This window comes from Thermodesulfomicrobium thermophilum DSM 16697, assembly GCF_059568695.1.
Map to the genome: position 1 here is coordinate 20,832 of NZ_JCANTW010000002.1, position 23,484 is coordinate 44,315.

21 protein-coding genes are annotated in these 23,484 nt (G+C 64.0%); 6 read left to right on the forward strand and 15 right to left on the reverse strand.

Annotation, left to right across the window (positions count from 1 at the left end; genetic code table 11):
• The first annotated feature begins 9 nt into the window (after positions 1-9).
• Both BR00_RS00515 and metG read left to right on the forward strand, forming a co-directional pair.
• Positions 10-981 (forward strand): PSP1 domain-containing protein, encoded by a 972-nt coding sequence (locus BR00_RS00515; protein ID WP_496475673.1) that lies wholly within the window; start codon positions 10-12, stop codon positions 979-981.
• The gene (metG, locus tag BR00_RS00520; RefSeq protein WP_496475674.1) at positions 978-2,879 is read left to right on the forward strand and encodes a methionine--tRNA ligase; all 1,902 of its coding nucleotides are present in this window, start codon (positions 978-980) and stop codon (positions 2,877-2,879) included. Before BR00_RS00515 ends, metG begins: the two co-directional genes overlap by 4 nt.
• Positions 2,880-3,040: 161 nt before the next feature.
• Here metG and BR00_RS00525 read toward each other — a convergent pair whose 3' ends face one another.
• The 9 genes from BR00_RS00525 to BR00_RS00565 form a co-directional block, all read right to left on the reverse strand.
• Positions 3,041-3,307, reverse strand: coding sequence for a hypothetical protein (locus tag BR00_RS00525; protein ID WP_496475675.1), 267 nt, complete (start codon positions 3,305-3,307; stop codon positions 3,041-3,043).
• Positions 3,304-4,272 carry a zinc-ribbon domain-containing protein gene (locus BR00_RS00530; RefSeq protein ID WP_496475676.1) on the reverse strand — a complete coding sequence of 323 codons (969 nt, stop codon included), beginning with the start codon at positions 4,270-4,272 and terminating at the stop codon, positions 3,304-3,306. The genes BR00_RS00525 and BR00_RS00530 overlap by 4 nt, the downstream gene beginning before the upstream one ends.
• Positions 4,273-4,446: 174 nt before the next feature.
• Positions 4,447-4,788, reverse strand: coding sequence for a P-II family nitrogen regulator (locus BR00_RS00535; RefSeq protein WP_281751376.1), 342 nt, complete (start codon positions 4,786-4,788; stop codon positions 4,447-4,449).
• A gap of 9 nt (positions 4,789-4,797) precedes the next feature.
• Positions 4,798-6,165 carry an ammonium transporter gene (locus BR00_RS00540; RefSeq protein ID WP_496475677.1) on the reverse strand — a complete coding sequence of 456 codons (1,368 nt, stop codon included), beginning with the start codon at positions 6,163-6,165 and terminating at the stop codon, positions 4,798-4,800.
• A 209-nt stretch (positions 6,166-6,374) separates the two neighbouring features.
• The gene (locus BR00_RS00545) at positions 6,375-7,184 is read right to left on the reverse strand and encodes a hypothetical protein (RefSeq protein ID WP_496475678.1); all 810 of its coding nucleotides are present in this window, start codon (positions 7,182-7,184) and stop codon (positions 6,375-6,377) included.
• A 1-nt stretch (position 7,185) separates the two neighbouring features.
• Positions 7,186-7,647 carry a chemotaxis protein CheX gene (locus tag BR00_RS00550; protein WP_496475679.1) on the reverse strand — a complete coding sequence of 154 codons (462 nt, stop codon included), beginning with the start codon at positions 7,645-7,647 and terminating at the stop codon, positions 7,186-7,188.
• Between the two features lie 55 nt (positions 7,648-7,702).
• Positions 7,703-8,458: an RNA methyltransferase gene (locus tag BR00_RS00555; RefSeq protein WP_496475680.1), complete on the reverse strand. Its 756-nt coding sequence runs from the start codon at positions 8,456-8,458 to the stop codon at positions 7,703-7,705.
• 7 nt (positions 8,459-8,465) lie between these two features.
• Entirely contained in the window at positions 8,466-9,560 is a 1,095-nt protein-coding gene (ychF, locus tag BR00_RS00560; RefSeq protein WP_496475681.1) for a redox-regulated ATPase YchF, read from the reverse strand.
• Positions 9,561-9,920: 360 nt separating this feature from the next.
• Positions 9,921-11,486, reverse strand: coding sequence for an ATP-binding protein (locus tag BR00_RS00565; RefSeq protein WP_496475682.1), 1,566 nt, complete (start codon positions 11,484-11,486; stop codon positions 9,921-9,923).
• A gap of 229 nt (positions 11,487-11,715) precedes the next feature.
• Between BR00_RS00565 and BR00_RS00570 the strand changes: the two genes are divergently transcribed.
• Positions 11,716-13,020: a M48 family metalloprotease gene (locus BR00_RS00570; protein WP_496475683.1), complete on the forward strand. Its 1,305-nt coding sequence runs from the start codon at positions 11,716-11,718 to the stop codon at positions 13,018-13,020.
• Complete coding sequence (locus BR00_RS00575) at positions 13,010-15,352, forward strand: mechanosensitive ion channel family protein (RefSeq protein WP_496475684.1); 2,343 nt, start codon at positions 13,010-13,012, stop codon at positions 15,350-15,352. The genes BR00_RS00570 and BR00_RS00575 overlap by 11 nt, the downstream gene beginning before the upstream one ends.
• Here BR00_RS00575 and BR00_RS00580 read toward each other — a convergent pair.
• Positions 15,349-16,770 (reverse strand): DNA integrity scanning protein DisA nucleotide-binding domain protein, encoded by a 1,422-nt coding sequence (locus BR00_RS00580; protein WP_496475685.1) that lies wholly within the window; start codon positions 16,768-16,770, stop codon positions 15,349-15,351. The two genes, BR00_RS00575 and BR00_RS00580, sit on opposite strands and share 4 nt — an antisense overlap.
• A gap of 140 nt (positions 16,771-16,910) precedes the next feature.
• Here BR00_RS00580 and BR00_RS00585 point away from each other — a divergent pair, with 140 nt between their 5' ends.
• Positions 16,911-17,474 carry a type I restriction enzyme HsdR N-terminal domain-containing protein gene (locus BR00_RS00585; RefSeq protein WP_496475686.1) on the forward strand — a complete coding sequence of 188 codons (564 nt, stop codon included), beginning with the start codon at positions 16,911-16,913 and terminating at the stop codon, positions 17,472-17,474.
• Here the strand turns inward: BR00_RS00585 and BR00_RS00590 are convergent.
• Both BR00_RS00590 and BR00_RS00595 read right to left on the reverse strand, forming a co-directional pair.
• Complete coding sequence (locus BR00_RS00590; protein ID WP_496475687.1) at positions 17,471-18,463, reverse strand: bifunctional heptose 7-phosphate kinase/heptose 1-phosphate adenyltransferase; 993 nt, start codon at positions 18,461-18,463, stop codon at positions 17,471-17,473. The two genes, BR00_RS00585 and BR00_RS00590, sit on opposite strands and share 4 nt — an antisense overlap.
• The gene (locus tag BR00_RS00595) at positions 18,460-19,314 is read right to left on the reverse strand and encodes a ParB/RepB/Spo0J family partition protein (protein WP_496475688.1); all 855 of its coding nucleotides are present in this window, start codon (positions 19,312-19,314) and stop codon (positions 18,460-18,462) included. The genes BR00_RS00590 and BR00_RS00595 overlap by 4 nt, the downstream gene beginning before the upstream one ends.
• Before the next feature lie 108 nt (positions 19,315-19,422).
• Between BR00_RS00595 and BR00_RS00600 the strand changes: the two genes are divergently transcribed.
• Entirely contained in the window at positions 19,423-19,827 is a 405-nt protein-coding gene (locus BR00_RS00600; RefSeq protein WP_496475689.1) for a hypothetical protein, read from the forward strand.
• Here BR00_RS00600 and BR00_RS00605 read toward each other — a convergent pair.
• The 3 genes from BR00_RS00605 to BR00_RS00615 all read right to left on the reverse strand — a co-directional run.
• On the reverse strand, positions 19,796-20,590 hold the full coding sequence (locus tag BR00_RS00605; RefSeq protein ID WP_496475690.1) for a ParA family protein: 795 nt from the start codon (positions 20,588-20,590) through the stop codon (positions 19,796-19,798). The two genes, BR00_RS00600 and BR00_RS00605, sit on opposite strands and share 32 nt — an antisense overlap.
• A 14-nt stretch (positions 20,591-20,604) precedes the next feature.
• Positions 20,605-21,609: an NAD-dependent epimerase gene (locus tag BR00_RS00610; RefSeq protein WP_496475691.1), complete on the reverse strand. Its 1,005-nt coding sequence runs from the start codon at positions 21,607-21,609 to the stop codon at positions 20,605-20,607.
• A gap of 312 nt (positions 21,610-21,921) precedes the next feature.
• Positions 21,922-23,484, reverse strand: a 1,563-nt coding sequence (locus BR00_RS00615; protein ID WP_496475692.1) for an ATP-binding protein, incomplete at its 5' end; no start/stop codon positions are given.

The following is a 23,484-nucleotide window of genomic DNA, read 5'->3' on the forward strand; positions in this document are numbered from 1 at the left end:
GAAGAGACCATGGGACGCTATTTGGGTGTGGCTTTCAAGCGGGGGGGCATGATCTACTATTTTTCCTCCGCCCCCTTTGTGCTGGCGGTGCACGATTGGGTCTTGGTGAAGACCGAGGAGGGCATCGGGTTTGGCCAGATCGTGGTCATCAAGGATGAACTGCCGCCGGGCCTCGATCCTGCCCAGGTGAAGCCCATTTACCGGCCGGCCACCCAGGAAGACTTCCAGACCGTGGCCGAAAACCAGCAGCACGCGGTGGAGGCCAAGGCCATTTGCCAGCAGGCCATCGCCCGGCTGGGACTGGAGATGAAGCTGGTGGATGTGGAGGTGAGCTTTGATCGCAGCAAGATGCTCTTTTACTTCACGGCCCCCGGCCGGGTGGATTTCCGGGAGCTGGTGAAGGACCTGGTGCGCACCTTTCGCACCCGCATCGAGCTGCGGCAGATCGGCGTGCGCCACGAGACACAGATGCTCGGCGCCCTGGGCAATTGCGGCCAGGTATGCTGCTGCCGACGGTTTTTACGCCGCTTCGAGCCGGTGACCATCAAGATGGCCAAGGATCAGAATCTGTTTCTCAATCCTGCCAAGATCTCCGGGGCCTGCGGTCGGCTTTTGTGCTGTCTTGCCTACGAGATGGACCACTACGCGGAGTTCCAGAAGCGCCTGCCCAAGATCGGTCGCCGCTACCGCACCACCCAGGGACTGGTGAAGACCCTGCGCGCCAATATGTTCCGGGACTCGGTGACCGTGCTCACGGACGAGGGAGACGAGCTCGACATCCCATTGGAAGAGTGGCCGGCCTTGGTGCTCCCTGAGGAGCGTGGTTCGGCTGCGGATCGATCCAGCGAGCGTCCTGCTGCCTCACCGCAGAAGGCGGCGGAATCACCGCAGCCACCGGCTTCGCCGTCGGGGCATCGTCCGCCCCGCCGGGGAAAGCGCCTGCCCAAGAAATCCTCCAAGCCCAAGAGAGTTGCGTCGTGAAATACTTCTTTGTTTCCACCCCTATTTATTACGTCAATGCCCGGCCCCATTTGGGGCACGCCTATTCCACCATCGTCGCCGACAGCATCGCCCGCTTTCATAAGCTGGCCGGGGACAACGTGTTTTTCCTGACCGGCACCGATGAGCATGGTGATAAAATCGTCCAAGCCGCGCAAAAGGCGGATTTGGACGTGCAGCGCTATGTTGATGAGATTAGTAGTAGTTTCCAGGAATTATGGCCGAGTCTCGAAATCGAGAACGACGATTTCATCCGCACCACCATGGAGCGCCACAAGAAGTGTGTGCAGTATGTGCTCCAAAAGGTGTACGACAGCGGTGACATCTATTTTGCGGAGTACGAAGGCCTGTATTGTTATGGATGCGAGCGGTTCTACACCGAAAAGGAACTGGTGGATGGCAAATGCCCCGACCACCAGGTGGAGCCCACACGCATCAAGGAAAAGAACTACTTTTTCCGCATGTCGCGGTATCTTGATGCGCTCCGGCGCCATATCGAAGAGCACCCCGAATTCATCCAACCTGAGCGCTACCGCAACGAGGTCCTTGCCATGCTCCGCGAGGATCTCGGTGATTTGTGCATCTCCCGCCCCAAGACGCGGCTCACTTGGGGCATCGATCTTCCCTTTGACACGGATTTCGTCACCTACGTGTGGTTTGATGCCCTTATCAACTACATCTCCGCCCTGGGGTATCCCGAAGACGATCGCTTCCGGAAGTTCTGGTCCGGCGCGCACCATATCGTGGCCAAGGACATCTTGAAGCCCCACGCCATCTTCTGGCCCACCATGCTGATGGCGGCGGGTCTGCCGCTCTACAAAGGCCTGCGGGTGCATGGTTACTGGACCGTGGGCGAGACCAAGATGTCCAAGAGCCTCGGCAACGTGGTGGCCCCCTTGGATATGGCCCAGCGCTATGGGGTGGCGGCCTTCCGCTATTTCCTTTTGGCGGAGATGAGTTTCGGCCAGGACGCCTCGTTCACCGAGGAGGCACTGGTGCAGCGTTTTAACGCCGATCTGGCCAATGACCTCGGGAACCTCTTTTCCCGCACCCTGACCATGACCCATAAGTACTGTGGGGGCCGGGTGCCGGAGTGTGGGGAGCTTAACGAATTGGATCGCGAGGTGCTGAGCATCGGTCACAATGCCTTGGCCAACTTCCAGAGCCAGTTCCAGCACTTTCATTTTTCCCGGGCCTTGGCCTCCTTGTGGGAGCTGGTGCGGCATCTCAACAAATACATCGACAAGAGTGCGCCCTGGGCCTTGTTCAAGGCGGGCGAAACCATCCGATTGAATACTGTGCTCTATGTGGTGCTGGAGGGCATGCGCAAGGTGGCCTTGCACCTGTGGCCGGTGATGCCGTCCCTTTCCGAGGCCATGCTGGAGCAGCTGGGGTGGAAATGGGATCTTGCCGCCGTGGACTTGGAGGGCGAGACTTCGTCGTGGTTTGGGCTGCAGCCTGGCACCCCGGTGGCGGCGAGCTCCAACCTCTTCCCGCGCAAGGAGGTGGTTGCAGCCCCCAAGCCTGAGCCCAAGCCCGCAGTTCCCACCAAGGAGGCGGTGGACTTCGAGGTCTTCAGCCAACTGGACCTGCGTGTGGGCACCGTGGTGGAGGCCCTGCCCCATCCCCAGGCGGACCGCCTGCTTTTGGTGCGCCTGGACGACGGCGGCGCCGAGCCCCGGCAGGTGGTGGCCGGCATTGCCGAGAGCTGGAAGCCCGCCGAGTTGGTGGGCCGCCAGGTGGTGTTCGTGGCCAACCTCAAACCGCGCAAGCTGCGCGGACAAGTGTCCCAAGGCATGATTTTGGCGGTGAAGACCAAAGGCGGCCTTGCCCTGCTTTCGCCCACGGGTCCGGTGCCGCCGGGAAGCGTTGTGTCGTAACATCTAGGAAGAAGAGACCTGTCGCGGCGCTTCCCATGGGGGAGGCGCCGTTCTTTTTGGTCCATGCGAAGGTTGTTGCGGGTGGGCGCTCGGGCTCCACGACGAGTTTCGAGCAGGAGGCAGCGGGGTGAGATTTTGGGTGGTGGCGCGGCGGAAGCCGTTTACTGCAGCCGGTGCGTGGGTGGAGGGGCGGGCACGGCGTCCAGTGGTTGGGCTGGGGCCCGGCAGCCTGCTTCCAGGTCGGCGAGCTCTTGGCGGATACGTTTGAGGCGGCGCGGTACGGATGGGTCTGGATGGGGCATGCGCGCCAGGTTGTCCAGCACCTGGCCGATTTCATGGAGCAGGGCCGGCAGCGACGGCGGCGCGGCTGGCGTGGGAGGCGTACTGCGGCTGCCAAACAGGCGGGTAAGGAAGGTCTTCCAACTCATACCGCGGTCCCCATGACCCAGGTGAGCCCAATGGCTACGGCGAACATGAGTACCATGGGGACCACGAGGGCGGCGAGCACCTGGGAAGGACGGGCGTCGTGCACGTGGCGCAGGGCGAGAAATTTGTACACCGTGGTGGCCACGATGGCCATGGGTAGGCCCAAGTAGGGTATGATCAGGAGGAGCATGGGGGCGGCGCTGTATGCCTGGGCGCGGAAGGTGCCTTCCAGACCCTTGTGTGCACCACGGAAGAGCTGGAGGAAAAAGTGGTTCACCACCGTGTCCATGAAGAGAAAGAAGCTGATCTGGAGCGGGTAGAGGAGCAAGGCCACGGTAGCCTGGGCGGTGGAGCCGAGTCCTTCGGTGAGCGGCGCCGGCGGCAGGACGCCCAGAAGCTGCCACAGGGCCTGGGCGACGGCCACGGCCTCGGCGAGGATGAGGAAGAAGAGCAGCGGCTTGATGTATCCGGCGCCCACCGGCAGGGTGCGGAAGAAGCGCACCGGCGAGACAAGGATGGCCCACAGGGTGGAGAGGTAGGCGGCAAACGGCGCGGTGGTTGCGGTTTCCCAGGTCGGCGGCAGGGGTTCGGGGGCTTCGGGAGGCAGGAGCTCTGATTCGCCCTCCGGATCGTCCTCCAGGCGGTCTTCGGGATCTATGGCAGTCTGGGGTTTGGCGGGTTCGTCGGGACGCAGGGCATGTAAGGCCTCCCAGATGTCGGCATCTGGAGCACTCTCGTCCGCAGGAGGGGGCGCTGGCCGGTCTTCGTGGAGAGGTGGTTCTTCTGCCGTCACGGGGCGCACCGGTTCTTGCGGTGCCGGTGCTGGGGGTTCGGAGTCGGCGGCCATGGGCGGGGTAAAGGGAAATTTGTGGCGGCACTGGGGACAGGTGGCCCGGACCGGACGCTTGGGGAGTTTTTCCGGTGGCATATGGCGGGAAAAGCCACAATTGGGACAGGTGATGCGCATCGCTCCTCCACGAAGATGACAGACAGAACCGAGCATACCGGCAGCGGACGGGAAGCGCAAGGTCACGGGCACGGGTGTGGAGGCGAAGCAGATCTGGAGATCGCTGGCTCTACGCCAGAGCCCCGGCCGCTGAGGACCGGGGCTCTGGGGTGATGGCGAGGGATGATGCCCGGGCTAGCCCATGGCGGCCGGCCCGGTTTCTTGGGTGCGGATGCGGATGGCGGCGGCGCATTCCACCACGAAGATGACGCCGTCTCCTTCTTTGCCGGTGCGGGCACCGGCGCTGATGCCTTCCACCGCGGCTTCCACGAACTCGTCGTTGACACCGATTTCCAGGCGCACTTTTTTGAGCAGATTCACTTCCATGACCACGCCGCGGTAGGTCTCGGTGAAACCCTTTTGCCGACCGCTGCCGAGTACGTTGGTGACCGACATGTTGTAGATCTTGCGGCTATAGAGCTCTTGCTTGACGGCGTTCAAGCATTCCGGGCGGATGTAGGCGATGACCAGTTTCATGGGGCCCTCCTATTCGTTGGTGAAGATTTGGAAGCCGTTGTAGGCCTCCATACCGTGTTCGCTGATGTCCAGGCCTTTGAGCTCTTCTTCCGCGCTGACCCGCAGGCCCATGAGGGCGTCCAGTACCTTGAAGAGGACAAAGCCGCAGCCAAAACCCCAGGCCGCAATGGCCAGGGCGCCGGTGATTTGGGTGAGCAGGAGTCCTGCTCCGCCGCCGTAGAGCAGTCCCGTGGCCGAACCGAATCCTGGGGCGGCGAAGAAGCCCACGAGGATGGTCCCGAGCGTGCCGCACACGCCGTGTACCGAAGAGGCCCCCACCGGGTCGTCGATCTTCAGGGTCTTGTCGATGAACTCGATGCTGCGCACCACTACCAGTCCCGCGATGGCGCCGATGGCAAGGGCTCCCATGGGCGAGACCTCGGCGCACCCGGCGGTGATGGCCACCAGCCCCGCCAGGGTGCCGTTGAGGGCCATGGAGGTGTCGGGTTTGCCGAAGCGCATCCAGGCCATGGCCATGGCGGCCAGGGTGCCGGCGCAGGCCGCCAGGCTCGTGGTGACGGCGATGCAGCCGATGTCGCCCGTGGCTGCGGTGGTGCTGCCGGGGTTGAATCCGAACCAGCCGAACCAGAGGATGAAGACCCCAAGGCCGGCCAAAGGGATGTTGTGGCCGGGAATGGCCCGCGCCGCACCGTCCGGGCCGTATTTGCCGATGCGCGGCCCCAGGACGAGGGCGCCGGCCAAGGCGATCCAGCCGCCTAGGGCGTGCACCACCGAGGAGCCGGCAAAGTCCACGAACCCCATTTGGGCGAGCCAGCCCGCACCTTCGTCCCCAAGCCAGAGATTGCCCCAAGCCCAATGCCCGGAGATGGGATAGATGAGGGCCGAGATAGCGAGGCTGGCGGCAATATAGGTGCGAAATTGGGTGCGTTCGGCCAGGGCGCCGGAGACGATGGTGGCCGCAGTGGCCGCGAACACCGATTGGAAGAACCAGAAAGTCAGGGTCCATTGGCCCTCCGGCGTGGTGGCATCAAGGCCTGCCAGGGCAAAGCCGGACGTGCCAAAGACGCCCGCGGCGTCGGCGCCGAACATCAAGGCAAAGCCCACGAGAAAGTAGGCTGGCGAGCCGGCGGCAAAGTCCAGGAGGTTCTTCATGATGATGTTGGCGGCGTTCTTGGCGCGGGTAAAGCCGGCCTCCACCATGGCGAACCCGGCCTGCATGAACATGACCAGGATGGCGGCGATCAAGGTCCACAGCAGGTTGGCGCTGGATTGGGTGAAAAATTCTGGCGCTTCCGCCAGGGCCAAAGCCGGGGTCCCGAGGACCCACAGGGCGGTGAGCAGGGCCCGCCGCGGCCGAAACAGGGGATATGCGAACATACACACGCCTCCACACGATTAGGGTTGCAACATGCCGAGGGTAGTGCAGAGGCTGTGCCGAAGGGAAAACACCTTGAAATATTTTAGAAAAAGAGAAGGGCTCGCCGGATGCTTTATTCTTTTTTGTAAAAAATCATGGCGTTATATAGCAGGTTTTTGGAAAAGTTATACTTTTTTGTAAAAAGTATATTATATAAATATGTTGTCCTCTACCCCAGGTAGGCTTTAGCCAGCAGATAGAGGTCGGCATAGGGCACGCCAGCCTTGATGGCCGCCATCATAGCCGCGGACAGGGCCATTTTGCGCTCCGTGGCCGCGAGGATCTCCCGTTTCACGAGGTTTAAGCGGTATTTGATAAAATCCGCGTCAAAGCCGTCGGCAACCAACTCCAGGCCGTCTTTGAAGTAGGGGGATGCCAGGTATTCGCGCTGTTCCAGCACCGCCTCGACCCCGCTTTTGCGGGCGAGCTTACAGTAGAAGATGAGGTTGATGATGAGGGATTCGATCTTCTGCTTGTGGTCGATGCGCAGGAATTTCTTTTTGTTGAATCCCGGGTCTCCCAGGTGCTGGAGCATGAGGTCCGCCACTTCGAAAACCTGGCGCTCGAAGATGGGCGGCATGTGGAACTTGGACAAAAACCGCACCATGACCTTTTGCGGGTTTTCGTTGGCCACCATGCCTAACAGGGCGATACTCATGAGCGTGTACTTGCGCCCCAGGTCTTCGAGGATGGTGGCGGCGCGGATGCCTGCCAGTTCTTTGGCTTCGGCCGGGGAAAAGGACGAGGCTGCCAGTTCCAGGAGATAGCGGATGTACGGTTCCTTGGTGTGCCGGGCCTCCTCGGCCAGGAAACTGTCCCGCCGTTTGCTCTCCAGGGTCTTTTTCACGGAGAGCCAAAAGGCGGCCACTCCTTCCAGAGGCATTTCCAGGATGTCGAATTCCGGTGGCGTCCCCGGCGAGGGGGCGACGCTGGCGGCTTCCAGCAGGCGGGTGACGAGGTCGTTGATGGCCGCAGGCATGCTAGTCCTCGAGGCAGAACTCCACCGTAAAGGAGCCTGCCTGGGTGGTGAAGGGGATGGCGATGGGCTTGATGGAGCTCATGTGGGCGATGGTGTGGCCGTCGCCCATGATCACCGTGGGCGTGGACCCCTGGAGTTTGACGCCCATCTCCGACAGCCCCACCCGGACGTGGCCGGAGATCATGTTGGAGATCTCCCCCACCGCGTCCTGCACGTCCTGGAGGATGTTTTCGATGGCGTCGCCGAGCATCTGCTTGACCACATACACGGCCGTGGGTTTGTCGAAGGAGATGGAAAAGGTGCCGCGAAGGTCTCCAGTAATGCCGATGATGGCGGAGATGTCCCCCCGGGCGACGTTGTCTTTTTTGACGTATGGGGTCTCGGCGGCCACTTCCAGGGCGGCCACCGAGGCGAGGACGGTCTTGGTGGCCTTGATGAAGGGTTTGGCGAATTCTGGGTTCATGGGGCTCCTTGGGAAGAGAGGATGCCCCTCTGTTAGGGGACCACAGGCCCCGGGGTCAATCGTTCTGCGTGCGGCTCAGTCGCGCCAGCCGCCGAACCTGGCGGCACAAGCCCATGATCTGGTTGAACTCGTGGCGCCGGGGGGCGAGCCGGTGCACGAAACGTTTGATGGAGAGCATGAAGTAGTCCGGGTTGTCGGGCTTGATGTAGTCGATCTCCATGAGGGTTTCGCGCAGGGTGGCAAAGAGGAGCTCCTGCTCTTCGTGGTTGATGACCCGGTCCTTGGGATAGCGGGAAAGATGCAGGGGCCGTTCTTGGGCCGCGAGGAAGCACTCGTAGAGAAGCACGAGCACCGCCTGGGCCAGGTTGAGGGACGTGAGCTCGGTGCTCGTGGGGATGGTCACCAGGGCGTTGCAGATCTCGATCTCTTCGTTGGTGAGCCCGCGGTCTTCCGGGCCGAATACCAGGGCCACGCCGCCGTGGCGGCGTTCTTCCACGATGCGCGGCGCCGCTTCACGGGGGGTGAGGATGGCCTTGCGCCACCCGCCCAGACGGGCCGTGGTGGCGTAGGAGAAGGAAAAGGGCATGAGCGCCTCGCGCAGCGTGGGCACGATGGTGAGGCCGTCGAGCAGGTGCCGGGCATGGTGGGTGGCCAGCGGCAAGGCGCGCTCCAGGTCCCATTGCCACGGGTCCACGAGGATGATGCGCGAGCAGCCCATGTTGGCGCAGGCCCGGGCCACGGAGCCCACGTTTTCCGAGAACTTGGGCCGAAACAGGATGACGGCGATGTCGTCCAGGCGTTGCGGTTCCATGGGGCCCCTAGACGTTGAAGAGGAAGTGCATGACGTCGCCGTCACGCACCACGTATTCTTTGCCTTCCACCCGGAGCACCCCGGCGGCGCGGCATTTGGCCTCGGAGCCGTGGCGCACGTAGTCCGCAAAGGCGATGACCTCGGCGCGGATAAAGCCGCGTTCGAAATCCGAGTGGATGACGCCTGCCGCCTGGGGGGCCTTGGCGCCCTCGCGTATGGTCCAGGCCCGCACCTCTTTGGGACCGGCGGTGAAAAAGGAGATGAGTCCCAGGGTCGCGTATCCGGCGCGGATGACTTGGTCGAGGCCGGACTCGGTGATCCCATAGCTGGCGAGAAATTCGGCCGCCTCCTCGGGCGACAAGCCGGCGAGCTCTTCTTCCATGCGGGCGCACACCGTAATGGCCTGGGCTCCCCGGCGGGCGGCCAGATCCCGGGCCCGGCGTTGGTGCTCTGTTTCCGTGGCCAGGCCGGCTTCGTCCACGTTGAGTACGAAGATGACGGGCTTGGCGGTGATGAGCGGGGTCTCGCGCAGCAGCTGCGCCACTGCGGCGTCGTCAAGGAGTGCGGCGGCAGGGGTGCCTTCCGTCAGAGACTGGATGACGCGGCGGGCGGTCTCCAATTGGGCGGCGGCCTTTTTGTCCCCCTTGGCCTGCTTGGCCAGGCGTTCGGCGCGGCGTTCCATGGCCGCAAGGTCGGCCAGGAGGAGCTCGGTCTCGATGGTTTCGGCGTCGCGCACCGGATCTACCTCGCCGTCCACGTGGACGATATCCGGGTCATCGAAGCAACGCAGCACGTGCACGATGGCCTGGCAGTCGCGGATATTGGCAAGAAATTGGTTGCCCAGGCCTTCGCCCTGGCTTGCTCCGCGCACCAAACCGGCGATGTCCACGAAGTCCACGGTGGCCGGCACCACCTGCTGGGGCTGGACGAGCTCTGCCAGGGCGGCGAGCCGGGAATCCGGCACCGGCACCACTGCCTTGTTGGGCTCGATGGTGCAAAAGGGATAGTTGGCGCTGGCGGCGTTCTGAGCGCGGGTGAGGGCGTTGAACAGGGTGGATTTGCCCACATTGGGCAGACCGACGATACCGATGCTGAGAGCCATGTTCTTCTCCTTGCGGCGCAAAAAAAGGCGGAAGGCTCCGCCCGTGGACTCGCCCCCTAGCAAAGGGGGGCAGGCGGGGCAAGGGACGGTATCCCCTGGGACGGTATCCCCTGCTCCGTGGGGAATTTTGAGACATCTCCTTCAGGGTGCAGGGGGATGCCCTCTGCTGCGTCTCTTGGTCGAAGCGCCAGGGCGCGCCCTATTGCCGACGATGCCTCCCGCAGACGCGTTGGAAAATGGATGCGCCAAGCCGGGAATTTCCTGGCCTGATGCTGTTGCGAGGGCGGCCAACGGGACTTGGAGAAAACTGGAAAGCAGCAGGGGCGGAGGCACAGCCGAGCCGCTCCCGGGAGACTGGCATCACGCCACCTCCCAGCCCACGATCTGGCGCCTTGTCGTGCTGAACTCCACGCCCACTTCGATGACGGTGACGTCCGGGGCGCGGTATTTGGCGGCGTAGTCTTTCTTCTTGAGCTGGGCGAGGGCCGCGCCGGTGGGGGCGTCGCCGTCGACGACTTTGAATTCCAGTACCCAGACGACGTCCCCTGCCCGTACGGTGAGGTCGCAGCGGCCCATGAGGCTTACGTCTTCAGGAATGATGGTGACCCCCACCGCCGCCAAATGGCTATAGAACACACTGGCAAAATAGCCTTCGTACTGGGCCATGGGGTTTTTGCGGTACCAGTCCGCAGGGATGCCCACAAAAAGGCGCATCATGTGCTCTTTGAGCGCGTCGGCGTCACCGGCCTTGAGCATGGCGGCCATGGCATGGGCCGAGCAGGAAGGTCGCACCGGCACCAAGGCGCGGAAGAGGGACTCGTTGAGGGCCTTGCGCACCTCGCGGTTGGGGAGCCCCAGTACGTATTCCACCCCCTCTTCACTATCCAGCACCTCGGTAATGGTGAGATACCCGGTTTGCCACAAAAGCGCCTCAGGTTCGATACCATCCACGTCGAAGGCCGAGAGCAGGGCCTCGCTGGCATAGAGCCGCTCGAGACGCGGGGTGAAAAACTGGTGGCGCGTGAGCCACTCCACGAGAAACGTGGGGGTGGCGGTCTCGAACCACCAGGAGCGGAACTGGCGTTCCGCCAGAAGAAGGAGCACATCGAACGGATTGTAGACGCTCGTTTCGCTTCCCCAGTGGTAGCCGTTGTACCAGGCGCGCACGGCGTCCCGATCGAGAGCGCAGCCTTCCTTGATGGCAGCGGCGAACTCCGGGGCGAAGACCGTATCCAGGTCTACTTCGGTATAGCCGCAGATGGTGGCATATTGAGGGGACAGGGTGATGTCCCGCAAGTTGTTGAGCCCGGAAAAGAGGCTCACCCTGCTGAACTTGGACACCCCGGTGAGGAAGACGAAGCGCAGATCCGCATCCCGGCCCTTGAGCACGGAGTAGAGGTTGCGCAGGCCCTCGCGCATGGCCCGCGCCGTATTGGGATCGGTGAGGTTATCGAGGATGGGCTTGTCGTATTCGTCCACCAGGACCACGGCTTGGGTCCCCTGGTGCGTTGCTGCCTCGTGGATGAGGGCATCGAAGCGCACGGCAACGCCTTCGTCGCGGCTGGGAAGCACTACCCCCAAGCGCTGGGCATTGTGCTCCAGCTGGACGTGGATGCTGTGGTCTAAAGCTTGGCGGTCTTGGAGCACTCCGCTGGCAAAACTGATGCGCACCACCGGATGGCGCGTTGCCCAGTCCCAGTGATTTTCCAGATAGAGGCCGGAAAAGAGCGCTCGGTTTGCCACAAAGGCCTCGGCTAGGGTATCGAGGAAGAGGCTTTTACCGAATCGCCGCGGCCGGGAGAGAAAATAGTACTTCCCGCTTTCGGCAAGGCGCGCCACAAAAGGCGTCTTGTCCACGTAGTAGTAGCCCTCGCGCCGGATCTCGGCAAAGGTCTGGATGCCGATGGGCAGTTTCTTGCGGATCATGAAAACCTCCACGCCAGAAGAGACGACGTTTTCCGTGTACCTATGGGGACATGGGAAGTCAAAAGGAGCGAAATTTTCGCGACGCCAATGCGAGCGGCTTTTCCTGGGGGATTGCACACGCCGCAGGGCCAAAATGCCGGAAAGAAGCGCAAGGGGCGCAGAACATCGTGGGATGTGCCCTTGCCCTGACGGCGGCGCTGACGATAGGGGGAGGGTGAGGAGGACGCCCATGCTTTCGCGCCGCCGTTTTCTTGCCTTTCTCGCGACGTTGGCCGCGGCCCCGGTGTTTTCCGGGTGCGCCGTCAATCCCGTCACCGGCCGCAATCAACTTATGCTCGTGGGCGAGGACGATGAGATCGCCATGGACCGGCGCCAGTCGCCCCAGCAATTTTCTGCGGATTTCGGGCCAGTGCAGGACGCGGCCCTGAACGCCTACGTGACGGAAGTGGGACTGGCCGTGGCCCGCCAGAGCCACCGGCCGCAGATGCCGTACTCCTTTCGGGTGGTGAACGCGCCGTACGCCAACGCCTACGCCTTTCCCGGCGGCAGTATCGCCGTGACCCGGGGGATTTTGGCGCGCCTGGAAAGCGAAGATGAACTTGCCGCCCTTGTGGGACACGAGATCGGCCACGTGAGCGCCCGGCATACTGCGGCGCGCCTCTCCAGCGGTACGGTCCTTTCCGTGGTCTTGGGGGGCGCGGTGGCGGCCCTGGGCGCGGCCAAGCCGGGCCTGCAGGATGTGGCCGGCGACGTGGCCGGCCTGGGGGCGGGAATGCTCCTTGCCAAATACAGCCGCGACGACGAGCGCGAGGCCGACAGCCTGGGCATGGCGTACATGGTGGCTGCGGGGTACTCGCCCCAAGGCATGGTGGACCTCATGGCCATGCTGCGCGGGCTCTCCACGCGCGAGCCGGGCCTGGTGGAGGTTCTCTTCGCCACCCACCCCATGAGTGACGAGCGTTTTACCCAGGCCCAGTCCCTGGCCCGCCAGCGCTACGCCGCGGCCCTCTCCCGGCCCCGGCGCCGCGAGCGCTTTGCGGCGGCCACGGCGCGGCTGCGTGCCCAACTCCCGGCCTTGGAGCGTCTCGAGGCGGCCCAGCGCGCCTTGGGGAACAAGCAGCCCGCCCAGGCGAGGGCCTTGTGCCAGCAGGCCCTTTCCTTCCTGCCGGACGACTACGCGGCCTTGGTGCTCTTGGCTCGGGCCGAGCTTGCCGCGGACGCGCCGCACGCCGCCGTGCAGGCCGCGCAGCGTGCCCGCGCCGTGTACCCTTCGGAGGCCCAGGGGATCCTTGTCCATGGCCTGGCCGCCGTGCGGCTGCGTCGCTTTGCCGAGGCCGTGCACGACTTCACACAGGCGCTGCAGCTGCTGCCGGCCGACCCGACATCGCTGTTCTGGCGCGGCTATGCCTTGGAGGCCATGGGCGATCGGCAGGCCGCGGCCCAGGACTATTCCCGCTACCTGCAGCAAAGACCTTCCGGTCCGCAGGCCAAGTACGCCCTGCGGCGTCTCAAGGAGTGGAGATATGTGCGCTAGAGCGCTGCTGATGCTTTTGGTGCTCGGGCTGGGTGCCTTCTCCTGTCCCACCCGGGCCTGGACTGATCAGCCACCGGTGGCCGCGGATCAGGTTTTGGAGTCGTTTCTGCAGGTGAAAAACCTGGAGCTCGACCGTTTGGCCCGCGAGGTGGATGCCGCGCAAAGTGCGGTGAGCGATGCCGAGGCTACCCACGCCCAAGTTTTGGGGCGCATGGCGGACCGGCTTCAGGCCTTGGAGGTGGTGGCGCGGCTCATGCTCTCCAACCCCTACGACATGCGCGCGGCCTTGGCCGAGGCCCAGTTCGTGGCCCGCAATTTGGAGAAAGAGCGTGCCCCCCTGGAAAGTCTCGCCCGGGATCTGAATCTCAAAAACAGTGCTGCCGCCGCCCTGGCGGAAGAGTTGGAGCGTAAGTGGGCCGCCGCCCTGGACAAGGACGTGCGTACCGGCCTGACGGGTATTCGCGCCCGGGGAAGCAAATTGGTGCAGAGTCTGCGAGGGCTCAGTGACCGCACTGAGAAACTCCTTACCCAGTACACTGCAGCCCAGCAGCGGGTGGCGGCTTTGGTGGCGCAATTCCAGGAGAAGCTCCCCCAGATTTGGGAGTCCGAGTTCCTCGATCCCAAGCCCTTCCGCCTCTGGCCTTTGGGATGGAAGGCGGCGGTGCAGGACTTGGCGGAGTGGGGGGTCAACATGCGCCTGCTGATGGGCTCCCAATGGGCCTCCATCGCCCGGGAAGACCAGGGTATCCTCGGCGTGTTGGTGCTCTTCTGGCTTCCTTTTTCCGCGCTGGGGCTCATGGTGTACCGTCGCCTGACCCCGCTCTTTCCTCCGCGCTCTCCAGGACGACACGTCTCCACGGCCATGGCCATCCTCTGCCTCTCTTTGGGGGTGTCCCTCTTGGCCGCCTTTTTTTCCGGCCGGGTGAGTCAAACTTCGGTGCTGCTCGTCGCTACGCACGGCCTTATCGTCGGCGGGGCCCAGGCATTGGGGTGGCGGCTGCGCCTCCTGGCCCGCCCCAACGCCTTGGCGTGGCAGCCGCTTCTTCCTTTGGTGGCCCTTTTTGGCTGCTCCATCGTCTTGGAACTGCTGCGCTTGCCGCTGTGGCTCTTCCATGGGGTGTGGCTTGCCCTGCTGGTGTGCACTTCCCTGGCCATAGGTATGGTGCGGCCGGTTTTCCCCTACGAGACGTGGATCCGACGGCTCAACCCGTGGGTCATGTTCTTCTTGGTACTGGTGGCGTTTTCCGGTCGGGCGCGGCTGGCCCTTTTAGGAGGAGAGCTGTGGTGCGTAGGCGCCGTGGCCGGGCAGCTGGCCTTGGGGGTCGTGGCCTTGGCCCATTCGTCCGCGGCCATGACGCCGCGTGAAGGGTGGCGCGCCCTGGCGGCGGAGCTGGTGGCCAGCCTCACCTCCCTTGTGGTGTGGACCGGGGCCATTTTCGCGGTGCTCGGCTGGCTGGCGGTGCAACTGGGCTCCAACATGGTCTTCGAGCGCCTCTCCACCCTGCAGTTCAATTGGGGCGAGTTCTCCTTCAATTTCCTGCGCGTGGTCATGGTGTTTCTGCTCTTTCAGGTGGTGCGCTCCCTGGCTGCGGCCTGGCGGGGCATGCTGGAGAGCGAGGCCGTGGTGGCGGGGCTCGACCGGGGCGGCAAGGCATCGCTCGCCCGGGTGGGCATCTACTGCCTGTGGCTCTGCTTTGGCCTGGTGGCCATGCACCTCTTGGGCGTCAGCCTCACCAATTTGGCGGTCATCGCCGGCGGTCTGTCCGTGGGCATCGGTTTCGGCCTGCAGACCCTCATCAACAACTTCGTGAGCGGCATGATCCTGCTCTTCGATCGCTCCCTGCGGCCGGGAGACATCATCGAACTGGACGGCCTGTGGGCCGTGGTGCGCAATATCAATATCCGCAACACCGAGGTGCAGACGTACGACAACGCCACCATCCTCATCCCCAACTCCGAGCTCATCTCCGGCCGCCTCACCAATTGGACGCACAAAAACGACCCCCGCGTCCGGCGCGACATCGCCGTGGGCGTGGCCTACGGCTCGGACATCGCCCGGGTGAAGGACTTGCTTCTGGAAGCCGCGGCCGAGCATCCGGTGGTCTTGTCCGCGCCGGCGCCGCAGGTGATTTTCGCAAACTTTGGCTCCAGTTCATTAGACTTCATCCTGCGGGTCTGGCTGCGGCACGTGGATTTCTCCGTGAGTGCCCCGTCGGAGTTGCGCGAGGCCATTGACCAAAAATTCCGCGAGGCAGGTGTCGAGATCGCCTTCCCGCAAATGGACATCCACCTGCGGCAAGGCGACGGGGTGCTGCGGCTCGAGCGCGGCTAGCCGGGCACCCATTGCTCCAGAGTGGGGGGATGCGCCAGGGCATGTTCCTGGGGGGCGTGCCATTCGCAGCGGCTGGAAAGCTCCGCCCCATGCTGGATGATGGAGATGGGGCGGTCGGAGCTCACCACGACCACGAAGAGGTCCGGGTGCTCGGCAGAAAAGCGCAGTGCGGAATTGTAGCGCGCCCCGCGTGCTCGGTTCTCGGCGGGCACGGCCTTGCCATCCATGAGGGTGGCGAAGGCCACGAGCCGCAAGGTGCGGATATCGATGTGCAGGGCGCCGTCCACCCGGGCGAGGGTCTTGGCGAGGTCGAGCTCGGCAAGCCGCCGCAAGTTGAGGGGGGAGGTCAGGCGCTGGCCGGAAGTGTCTGCCAGCGGCGAGCCATAATCGAGGATGAGGGCGCAGCCATGACGGTGCGCCTGGGCGCTTTTGACGATCTCGAGCACCATGTGCATGATGCCGTAGATATGGTTGGGAGGCCAGCGCATTTCCACCAGGGCTTCTTCCAAGGCCACGAGGACCGGCTCGCGATTGGAGGACTGGAGGTTGCCGTCGGCAAAGCTGCAGACTTTGCTGTCCTGAAGGGTGACGAACCCGTACTGACCGAGAAATTCCGCATAGATGGAGTAGTCCGGCAGCCGGCCTGCGCCGATGCCGATGATATGGCTGCCATCGCACACCAGGCGGTGCCGGGTGCCTTCCACGGCCTGGAGGAGCTTGCGCACGTGTTTGCTATCCTGGAGCAGGGGGCGCTCGTGCGGGTTGAATTGGGCCATGTAGTGGATGGAATCTATGCTCCCCGGTTCCACAAAGGCCATCTCGCCCACTGGCAGGCGGCCTTCCTCCCGAGTCTTGGAGATTTCCAGAATGGCGGCCAGCACGGTGTAGACGCGCAGGCGGGAGTCCATGCCGATGCTGCGGTTGCGTTCGTCCACGATGGCGTCGCGTACGGCATGGACGGCAAAGTCCTGGAGGATGAGTCCTGCGTTTTCCACGGAGCACGCCTGGCTCTGCATGCTTTGGACCATGAGGCGGCAGGCCTGCTCGAGCCAGCGCTGGGTGGGGAGCACCGAGCAGATGTCCGGGTGGTGGTCGGTAAACCACATCTGGAAAGGAAGGTGCGGTGCCTGTGCCCCGAAGGAGATGACTCCCGAGAGCTGGAGATCGGCGCAGGGGGTGAACCCGTCGTATTCCCGCATTGTTTTGCAGGTGGGCCAGGAGGCGGTGTCCGCGAGCGTGCGGATTTTCGGCTCGTGACCTCGCAGGAGGTCTTGGGGGTCGTGGACGAACACCGGGCCTGCGGCATGGAGGGCGTACACCACAGCCACGCGGCTGGGGCCGGAAAAGCGGCAGAGACCGGCGTGCAAACCATCGAAGATGTGGGAGAGGCTTTTGCGAAAGAGGAGATCCGTGCTCATGAAGGGCTCCTAGGTCCGAGGAAGTGGCTTGCGTTTTTTGGCAGCGCCCCTACGAAGTGGAGCAGTACGCTGTTTCGTTTCCCTTGGGCAAGGGGCTCGAGGGGATTTGCCCGCAACCATGCATCACGCGGAGGTCAGGCATGCATGAGGTTTTTTTCGAGCGCGTCATTACGGATTATTTGACTGGCGCGAGCATCCAGGATTCCACCTACGAAGACCTGCGTCAGGGACTGGCGCGCATGCTTGTGGAGGAAAAGGGCTATCCGCGCCATCTGTTGCGGCCCAAATACCCTGTGCGCGCCGTGGTGGACGGCCGTGAGGAGCGGTTTGTGGTGGATATCGCCGCCTTTGCCGAGGACGGGACCCCGCTTCTGGCCTTGTTTTTTTGTCCTGGCGAGGTGGGGACCTTCGTGCGCGAAAGCGTTGCCGCAGCGCGGGTGCACCAACCCCAACCCTTTCCCGTGGTGCTGGTCACGGACTCCATGCGTATCCTGCTCGTGGCCGCCCAGGACGGCAGCACCCTGGGAGAAGGCTGGTACGCCGTGCCCCGTTGGGAGGAGCTGCCGGGCCTTGCGGCTGCCCATCCCTGTCCACCGCTGCCCCCGGAGCGCCTGGAAAAGGAGAGTCGCATCCTGGCGGCCTACACGGCCTTGGGCGGGGCGTGCTGCGGCGGGGCCTGCGAGCTGACGGAAACCTCTTCCTAGTCCAGACTCTTGGGCAGTTCCGCCCACTTCTCCGGCCGCAGTCCGGCGTGGGCCTCCAGGGCGCAGGTAAGCTCCCCCACACTGGGCGCCGCGGTGCCGATCTTGCCCACCACGATGCCGGCCGCCAGATTGGCCAGCATGGCGGCGGTGAGGAGGTCCGCGCCGGCGCCCACACCCAGGGCCAAGGTGGCGATAACCGTGTCTCCGGCGCCGGTGACGTCGAACACCTGTTGGGCCAGGGTGGGCACGTGGAAGACCCCTGCGCCGGGCACGAACACCGCCATGCCGTCCGCCCCCAAGGTGAGCACCAGGGTGGCAAGGCCGTAGCGCCGCAAAAGCTCTCGGCCCGCGGCCATGGCCGAGGCGGGATCGGTGATGGGGATGCCGGATCCCTCACTGGCCTCCTTGGTGTTGGGGGTCATACAATAGGCCTGGCGGTAGAGGGGGTAGTTGCAGCTCTTGGGGTCCAAAAACACCCGTGGGTGGGCGGCCAGCTCCTGGAGGAGCTCGGCGTGCACCGCGCCTTTGCCGTAGTCCGAGACCACCACAGCGGCGGCGTCCAGGTGTCTTTTCGCGCCCTCCCGCAGGAGCCGGGCGCTCGCCGCGGGCAGCGGCCCCGTGCTTTCGTGGTCGATGCGCAGCATCTGCTGATGGCCGGCCATGACCCGGGTCTTGCGGGTGGTCTCCCGCGCCGGGCAATCCACGAGACTGACGGCAAACCCGGCGCGGGTGCACAGGGCCTCCAGGCGCTCTCCGGCCTCGTCGGTGCCCCGGACGGCCACCAGGGTGGGCGCCCCGCCCAAGGCCGCCACATTGGCCGCCACGTTACCTGCTCCGCCGAGCTTCCACTCCTGTCGGGTGACCTGGACGACGGGTACCGGCGCTTCCGGCGAGATGCGGTGCACTTCGCCCCACTCGTAGTGGTCGAGCATGGCGTCGCCCACCACGAGCACCCGTGTGCCGCCAAGACGCGTCACGAGTTCCATCATTGGGGCATCTCCAATCCTTCCATCAAGGCCAAAAGCAGGGCCCGCTCCCGGGGGTTGCGGTAGGAAAAGACCACTTGGCCCCGCTTTTCATCGCCGCGTACCTGGATGGGGCAGGGGATGCGCTCGGCCATGCGCTGGTGCCAGGCCGCCATGTCCGCGGGCAGGGTCTTGGGCTGAGGCGGCGCGGGGGGGAAGCGCTTGACCAAGGACTCGGTCTGCCGCACCGTAAGCCCCCGCCGCACCACTTCCTGGGCCGCGGCGTGGATGAGCTCTTCGGTCTCCAGGGGGAGCAGGGCGCGGGCATGGCCTGCGGAGAGTCGGCCGTCCTCCACCATGTCTTGGACCGAGGCTGGGAGCTTGAGCAGGCGCAGGGCGTTGGCCACCGCGGGTCGGCTCTTGCCCACCTGGTCCGCCAAGTCTTCCTGGGTGAGGTTCAGGGTGACGCGCAGGGCCTCCAGGGCGCGGGCTTCTTCCATGGGCGAGAGGTCTTCCCGCTGCAGGTTTTCCACCAAGGCCACGGCCATGGCTTCGGTGTCGCTCATCTTCCGCACCAGGCAGGGGGCGGTGCACAGACCGGCCATCTGGCAGGCGCGGAAACGGCGTTCTCCGGCCACGATTTCGTAGCTGCCGTCGTCCATGGGCCGCACGGTGAGCGGCTGAATGACGCCTTGGGCTGCGATGGAGGCCGCCAGCTCTTTCAGGCCAGCGGGGTCGAAGTGCTGCCGCGGCTGATAGGGACTGGGCCGAAGCTGGTTGAGGGGGATTTCCTGCAAGCCTTCCTGAGGCTCGCTGGACGTGGTGCCCAAGAGGGCGTCGAGGCCGCGGCCAAGGCCGCGCGTGGTTCCAGTCATGGGATTTCCTCCAGAGATGTGCTGCACTTGAACTGAGCCAAGCGGAGAGTATGGGGTACTTTTCGGAGGACACGTCCTCCCAACCGACAACAATAGCGAGAGGGAAACATGGATCGAGCCAGTGCCATTCGATACCTTGTAGACGCCCAGGGCAACCGTCAGGGGGTGCTCATCGACGAGGCCTTGTGGCCGTATGTGGAGCGCGCCGTGTTGGCGGCCCTGGAGCGGTTGTGTCCGCAGGAACGGGTCATCCCGGAACCTTTGGCGGACTATGAGCTGTTGCAGAAAAATTGGGACTTTCGCTACCCCTTCTGCGAAGCCGTGGAGTGCGCTACCTGCGGCGCCGCGACGGAAAACTGGCGCCGGGACGAACCGCGCAAGTTCGTGCTGCGCGCCGCCAACCTGGGCGGACTGGTGGCCTACCAATGCCTGGCGTGCAAGAGCCGCATTACGCGCCGCCATTTCAAGGACAAGGTCTCCATCACGTGCTCGCCGCCGTGCCCGGAGCGCTGAGGCGCGGCAGGTCCAGAATCTCCTGGGCGAGCTGGAGATAGGCCTGGGTGCCCAGGGAGCGGATGTCGTAGAGGAGCGCCGGCTGCCCGTGGCTTGGAGCCTCGGAGAGGCGCACGTTGCGGGGGATGGTGGTGGTCAGGGTGAGGTCCCGGAAGTGCCCCCGCACTTCGTGTTCCACGTGAAACGACAGCTTGTTGCGCTTGTCGAACATGGTGAGCACGATGCCGAGGATCTCCAGTTGTGGGTTGAGCCGGCCGCGCACCCGTTCCACCGTGGCGAGGAGCCGTGCCATGCCCTCCAGAGCGTAGTATTCGGTCTGCAGGGGGATGAGGAGCCAGCGGGCCGCGCACAGGGCATTGAGGGTGAGGAGCCCCAGGGACGGCGGGCAGTCCAGGAGCACGAAGGCGTAGTCCTGCTGCACGGCCTCCACCACCTGGGTGAGGACGCTCTCGCGGCGCTCCATGTCGATGAGTTCGATCTCTGCCCCGGCCAGATCCGGTGTGGCCGGGAGCACGTGGAGGTAGTCCATTGCCGTGGTGCGGATGGCCGACGCGGCGCTTTGGGGCGTTCCCAGGACGGTGTAGAGGTTGGTACGGCATTGCCGCGGATCGATTCCCACACCGCTGGTGGCGTTGCCTTGAGGGTCACAGTCAATGAGGAGCGTCCGCCGCTCCATGGCCGCAAAGGAGGCCGCAAGGTTGACGGCGGTGGTGGTTTTGCCCACCCCGCCTTTTTGGTTGGCAATGGCAATGACGTGCGCCATGTCCCCTCCTGGGCTTAGACGTTGTGGTAGCTCCGGTACCACTCCACAAAGCGCTGGATTCCCACCTCGATGGGGGTGGATGGCCGAAACCCGGTATCGCGCATCAGGTCGTCCACGTCGGCGTAGGTGGCGGGCACGTCTCCGGGCTGGATGTCCATGTAGTTGCGGACGGCCTTTTTGCCCAGGGTCTCTTCGAGCACCTGGATGAAGTATTCCAGCTCCACGGTGTTGTTGTTGCCGATGTTGTAGATGCGGTATGGGGCCGGTGACGAGCTGGGGTCCGGATGGTCGCCGCTCCATTGGGGGTTGGGTTCGGGGATGCGCTGCATGACCCGCCATACCCCTTCGATGATGTCGTCGATGTAGGTGAAATCCCGCCGCATCTTGCCGTGGTTGAAGACCGTGATGGGCTCACCGTTCAAAATGGCCTTGGTGAAGAGAAACAGGGCCATGTCCGGCCGACCCCAGGGGCCGTACACCGTAAAGAATCGCAGGCCGGTGCTGGGGATGCGGTAGAGGTGGCTGTAGGTGTGGGCCATGAGCTCTCCGGCCTTTTTGGTGGCGGCGTAGAGGCTCACGGGATGGTCGACGTTGTGGTGCACGGAAAAGGGCATGGCGGTGTTGAGGCCGTAGACCGAGCTCGACGAGGCGTACACCAAATGCTCCACCGGATAGTGGCGACAGCATTCGAGCAGATGGGCGAAGCCCACCAGGTTGGTCTCTACGTAGGCCTCGGGATTGGTGAGGGAATAGCGGACTCCGGCCTGGGCCGCCAGGTTGACCACGTGGGTAAAGCCCGCCTCGGCAAAGAGTGCCCGCAGGGCCGCCTTGTCCGCCAGGTCCGCCTGGACGAAACGAAATCCCGGCCCGTGCAGTTGCGCCAGACGGGCCTTTTTGAGGTCCACGCTGTAGTAGTCGTTGAGATTGTCGAGCCCCACCACCTCGGCACCTTCGGCCAGCAGACGGCGGCTGAGATGAAAACCGATGAAACCAGCAGCGCCAGTCACGAGAACGCGCATGTCAACTCCTTGAAGAAAAATGGGATGGCGTCCTGTAGCCCAAGGCGTTGGAGTCGTCTAGAGATGGACGCGGCGCGGAAAGCGTGGCTTCGTGCCCCATGGGAATGATGCCTGCCCTTCAGCGAAGGCTGGAAAATTGTTTCACGTGAAACAATGGAGGCGTGTTTGGCGTTGGCCCCTCCACGCTATGCCCTTGGTGCGCGGGCCGGTGTCGACTCCAGTCCCCGTATTTGGAAGGGCGGCGCCTCTGGGGGGCCTTGGTGTGGACAGCAACGTGATCGGAGTCCACCGCACGCCCTGCGGACGTGGACGTCATGCCACTTCCCAGCCCACGATCTGGCGTCTTGCCGTGCTGAACTCCACGCCCACTTCGATGACGGTGACGTCCGGGGCGCGGTATTTGGCGGCGTAGTCTTTCTTCTTGAGCTGGGCGAGGGCCGCGCCGGTGGGTGCTTCGCCATCCACCACTTTGAATTCGAACACCCAGACGGTGTTTTCGTAGCGTACGGCCAGGTCGCAGCGGCCGTGGGAACTTACGTCCTCGGGGATGATGGAAAGCCCCAGGGAGGCCAGGTGGCTGTAGAAGACGCTGGCAAAATAGCCCTCGTATTGAGCGATGGGGCTTTTGCGGTACCAATCCGTCGGGATGCTTGCGAAAAGGCGGTGGAAATGGCCGTGCACGGCCTCGGTATCCCCTTGGGCCAGCCAGTCGTAGAGGTCGAGTCCCGCTTCCCGCACCCGGGTGGGCGCAGGCAGCCAGGCGGTGAGCAGGGCCTCGTTGAGGGCGGTGCGGACTTCGTGGTTGGGCACCCCAAGAAAGTACGCCGGCCCGGCGGGGGTGGGGCGGGAAGACTGGATGGTGAGATATCCGGTCTGCCAGAGCAGGGCCTCGGGTTCGATGCGGTCCACGTCGAAGGCCGAAAGCAGGGCTTCGCTGGCATAGAGGCGCTCGAGACGCGGGGTGAAGAACTGATGCCGCATGAGCCACTCCACGAGGAAGGTGGGGGTGGCGGTCTCGAACCACCAGGAGCGGAACTGGCGTTCCGCCAGAAGAAGGAGCACGTCGAACGGATTGTAGACGCTCGCTTCGCTTCCCCAGTGGTAGCCGTTGTACCAGGCGCGCACCATGTTTCGGTCCAATGGACGCCCGTCCTGGGCGGCCGCAGCAAACTCCGGGGCGAAGACCGTGTCCAGGTCCGTCTCGGTGTAGCCGCAGATGGTGGCATATTGAGGGGACAGGGTAATGTCCCGCAGGTTGTTGAGCCCGGAAAAGAGGCTCACCTTGCTGAACTTGGAGACCCCGGTGAGGAAGACGAAGCGCAGGTCCGCGTCCCGGCCCTTGAGCACGGAGTAGAGGTTGCGCAGCCCCTCGCGCATGGCCCGCGCCGTGTCCGGATCGGTGAGATTGTCGAGGATGGGCTTGTCGTACTCGTCGATGAGCACCACGGTTTGGCGTTGGTGTTTCTCCGCTGCGCGGGTGATGAGTTGGCCGAAGCTGCCGGAGATGTCGTCCAGGTCATCGAGCGCCACCTGGAGACGCTCGGCGTTTTCGCGCAGGATGCCGCGGATGCGGCGGTCCAAATCCGCACGGCGTTCCAATCGGCCCTCGGCAAAGCTGATGCGCACCACCGGATGGCGCCGTTCCCAATCCCAATGATTTTCCAGGTACAGCCCGGTGAAGAGCGCGCGGTTTGCCGCAAAGGCCTCGGCCAAGGTATCGAGAAACAGGGATTTGCCGAAACGCCGGGGGCGGGAGAGAAAGTAGTATCCGCCGTCTTCGGCGAGCCGCGCCACGAAGGGGGTTTTATCTACGTAGTAGCAGTTTTCTTCGCGGATCTTGGCGAAGGTCTGGATGCCGATGGGCAGTTTTTTGCG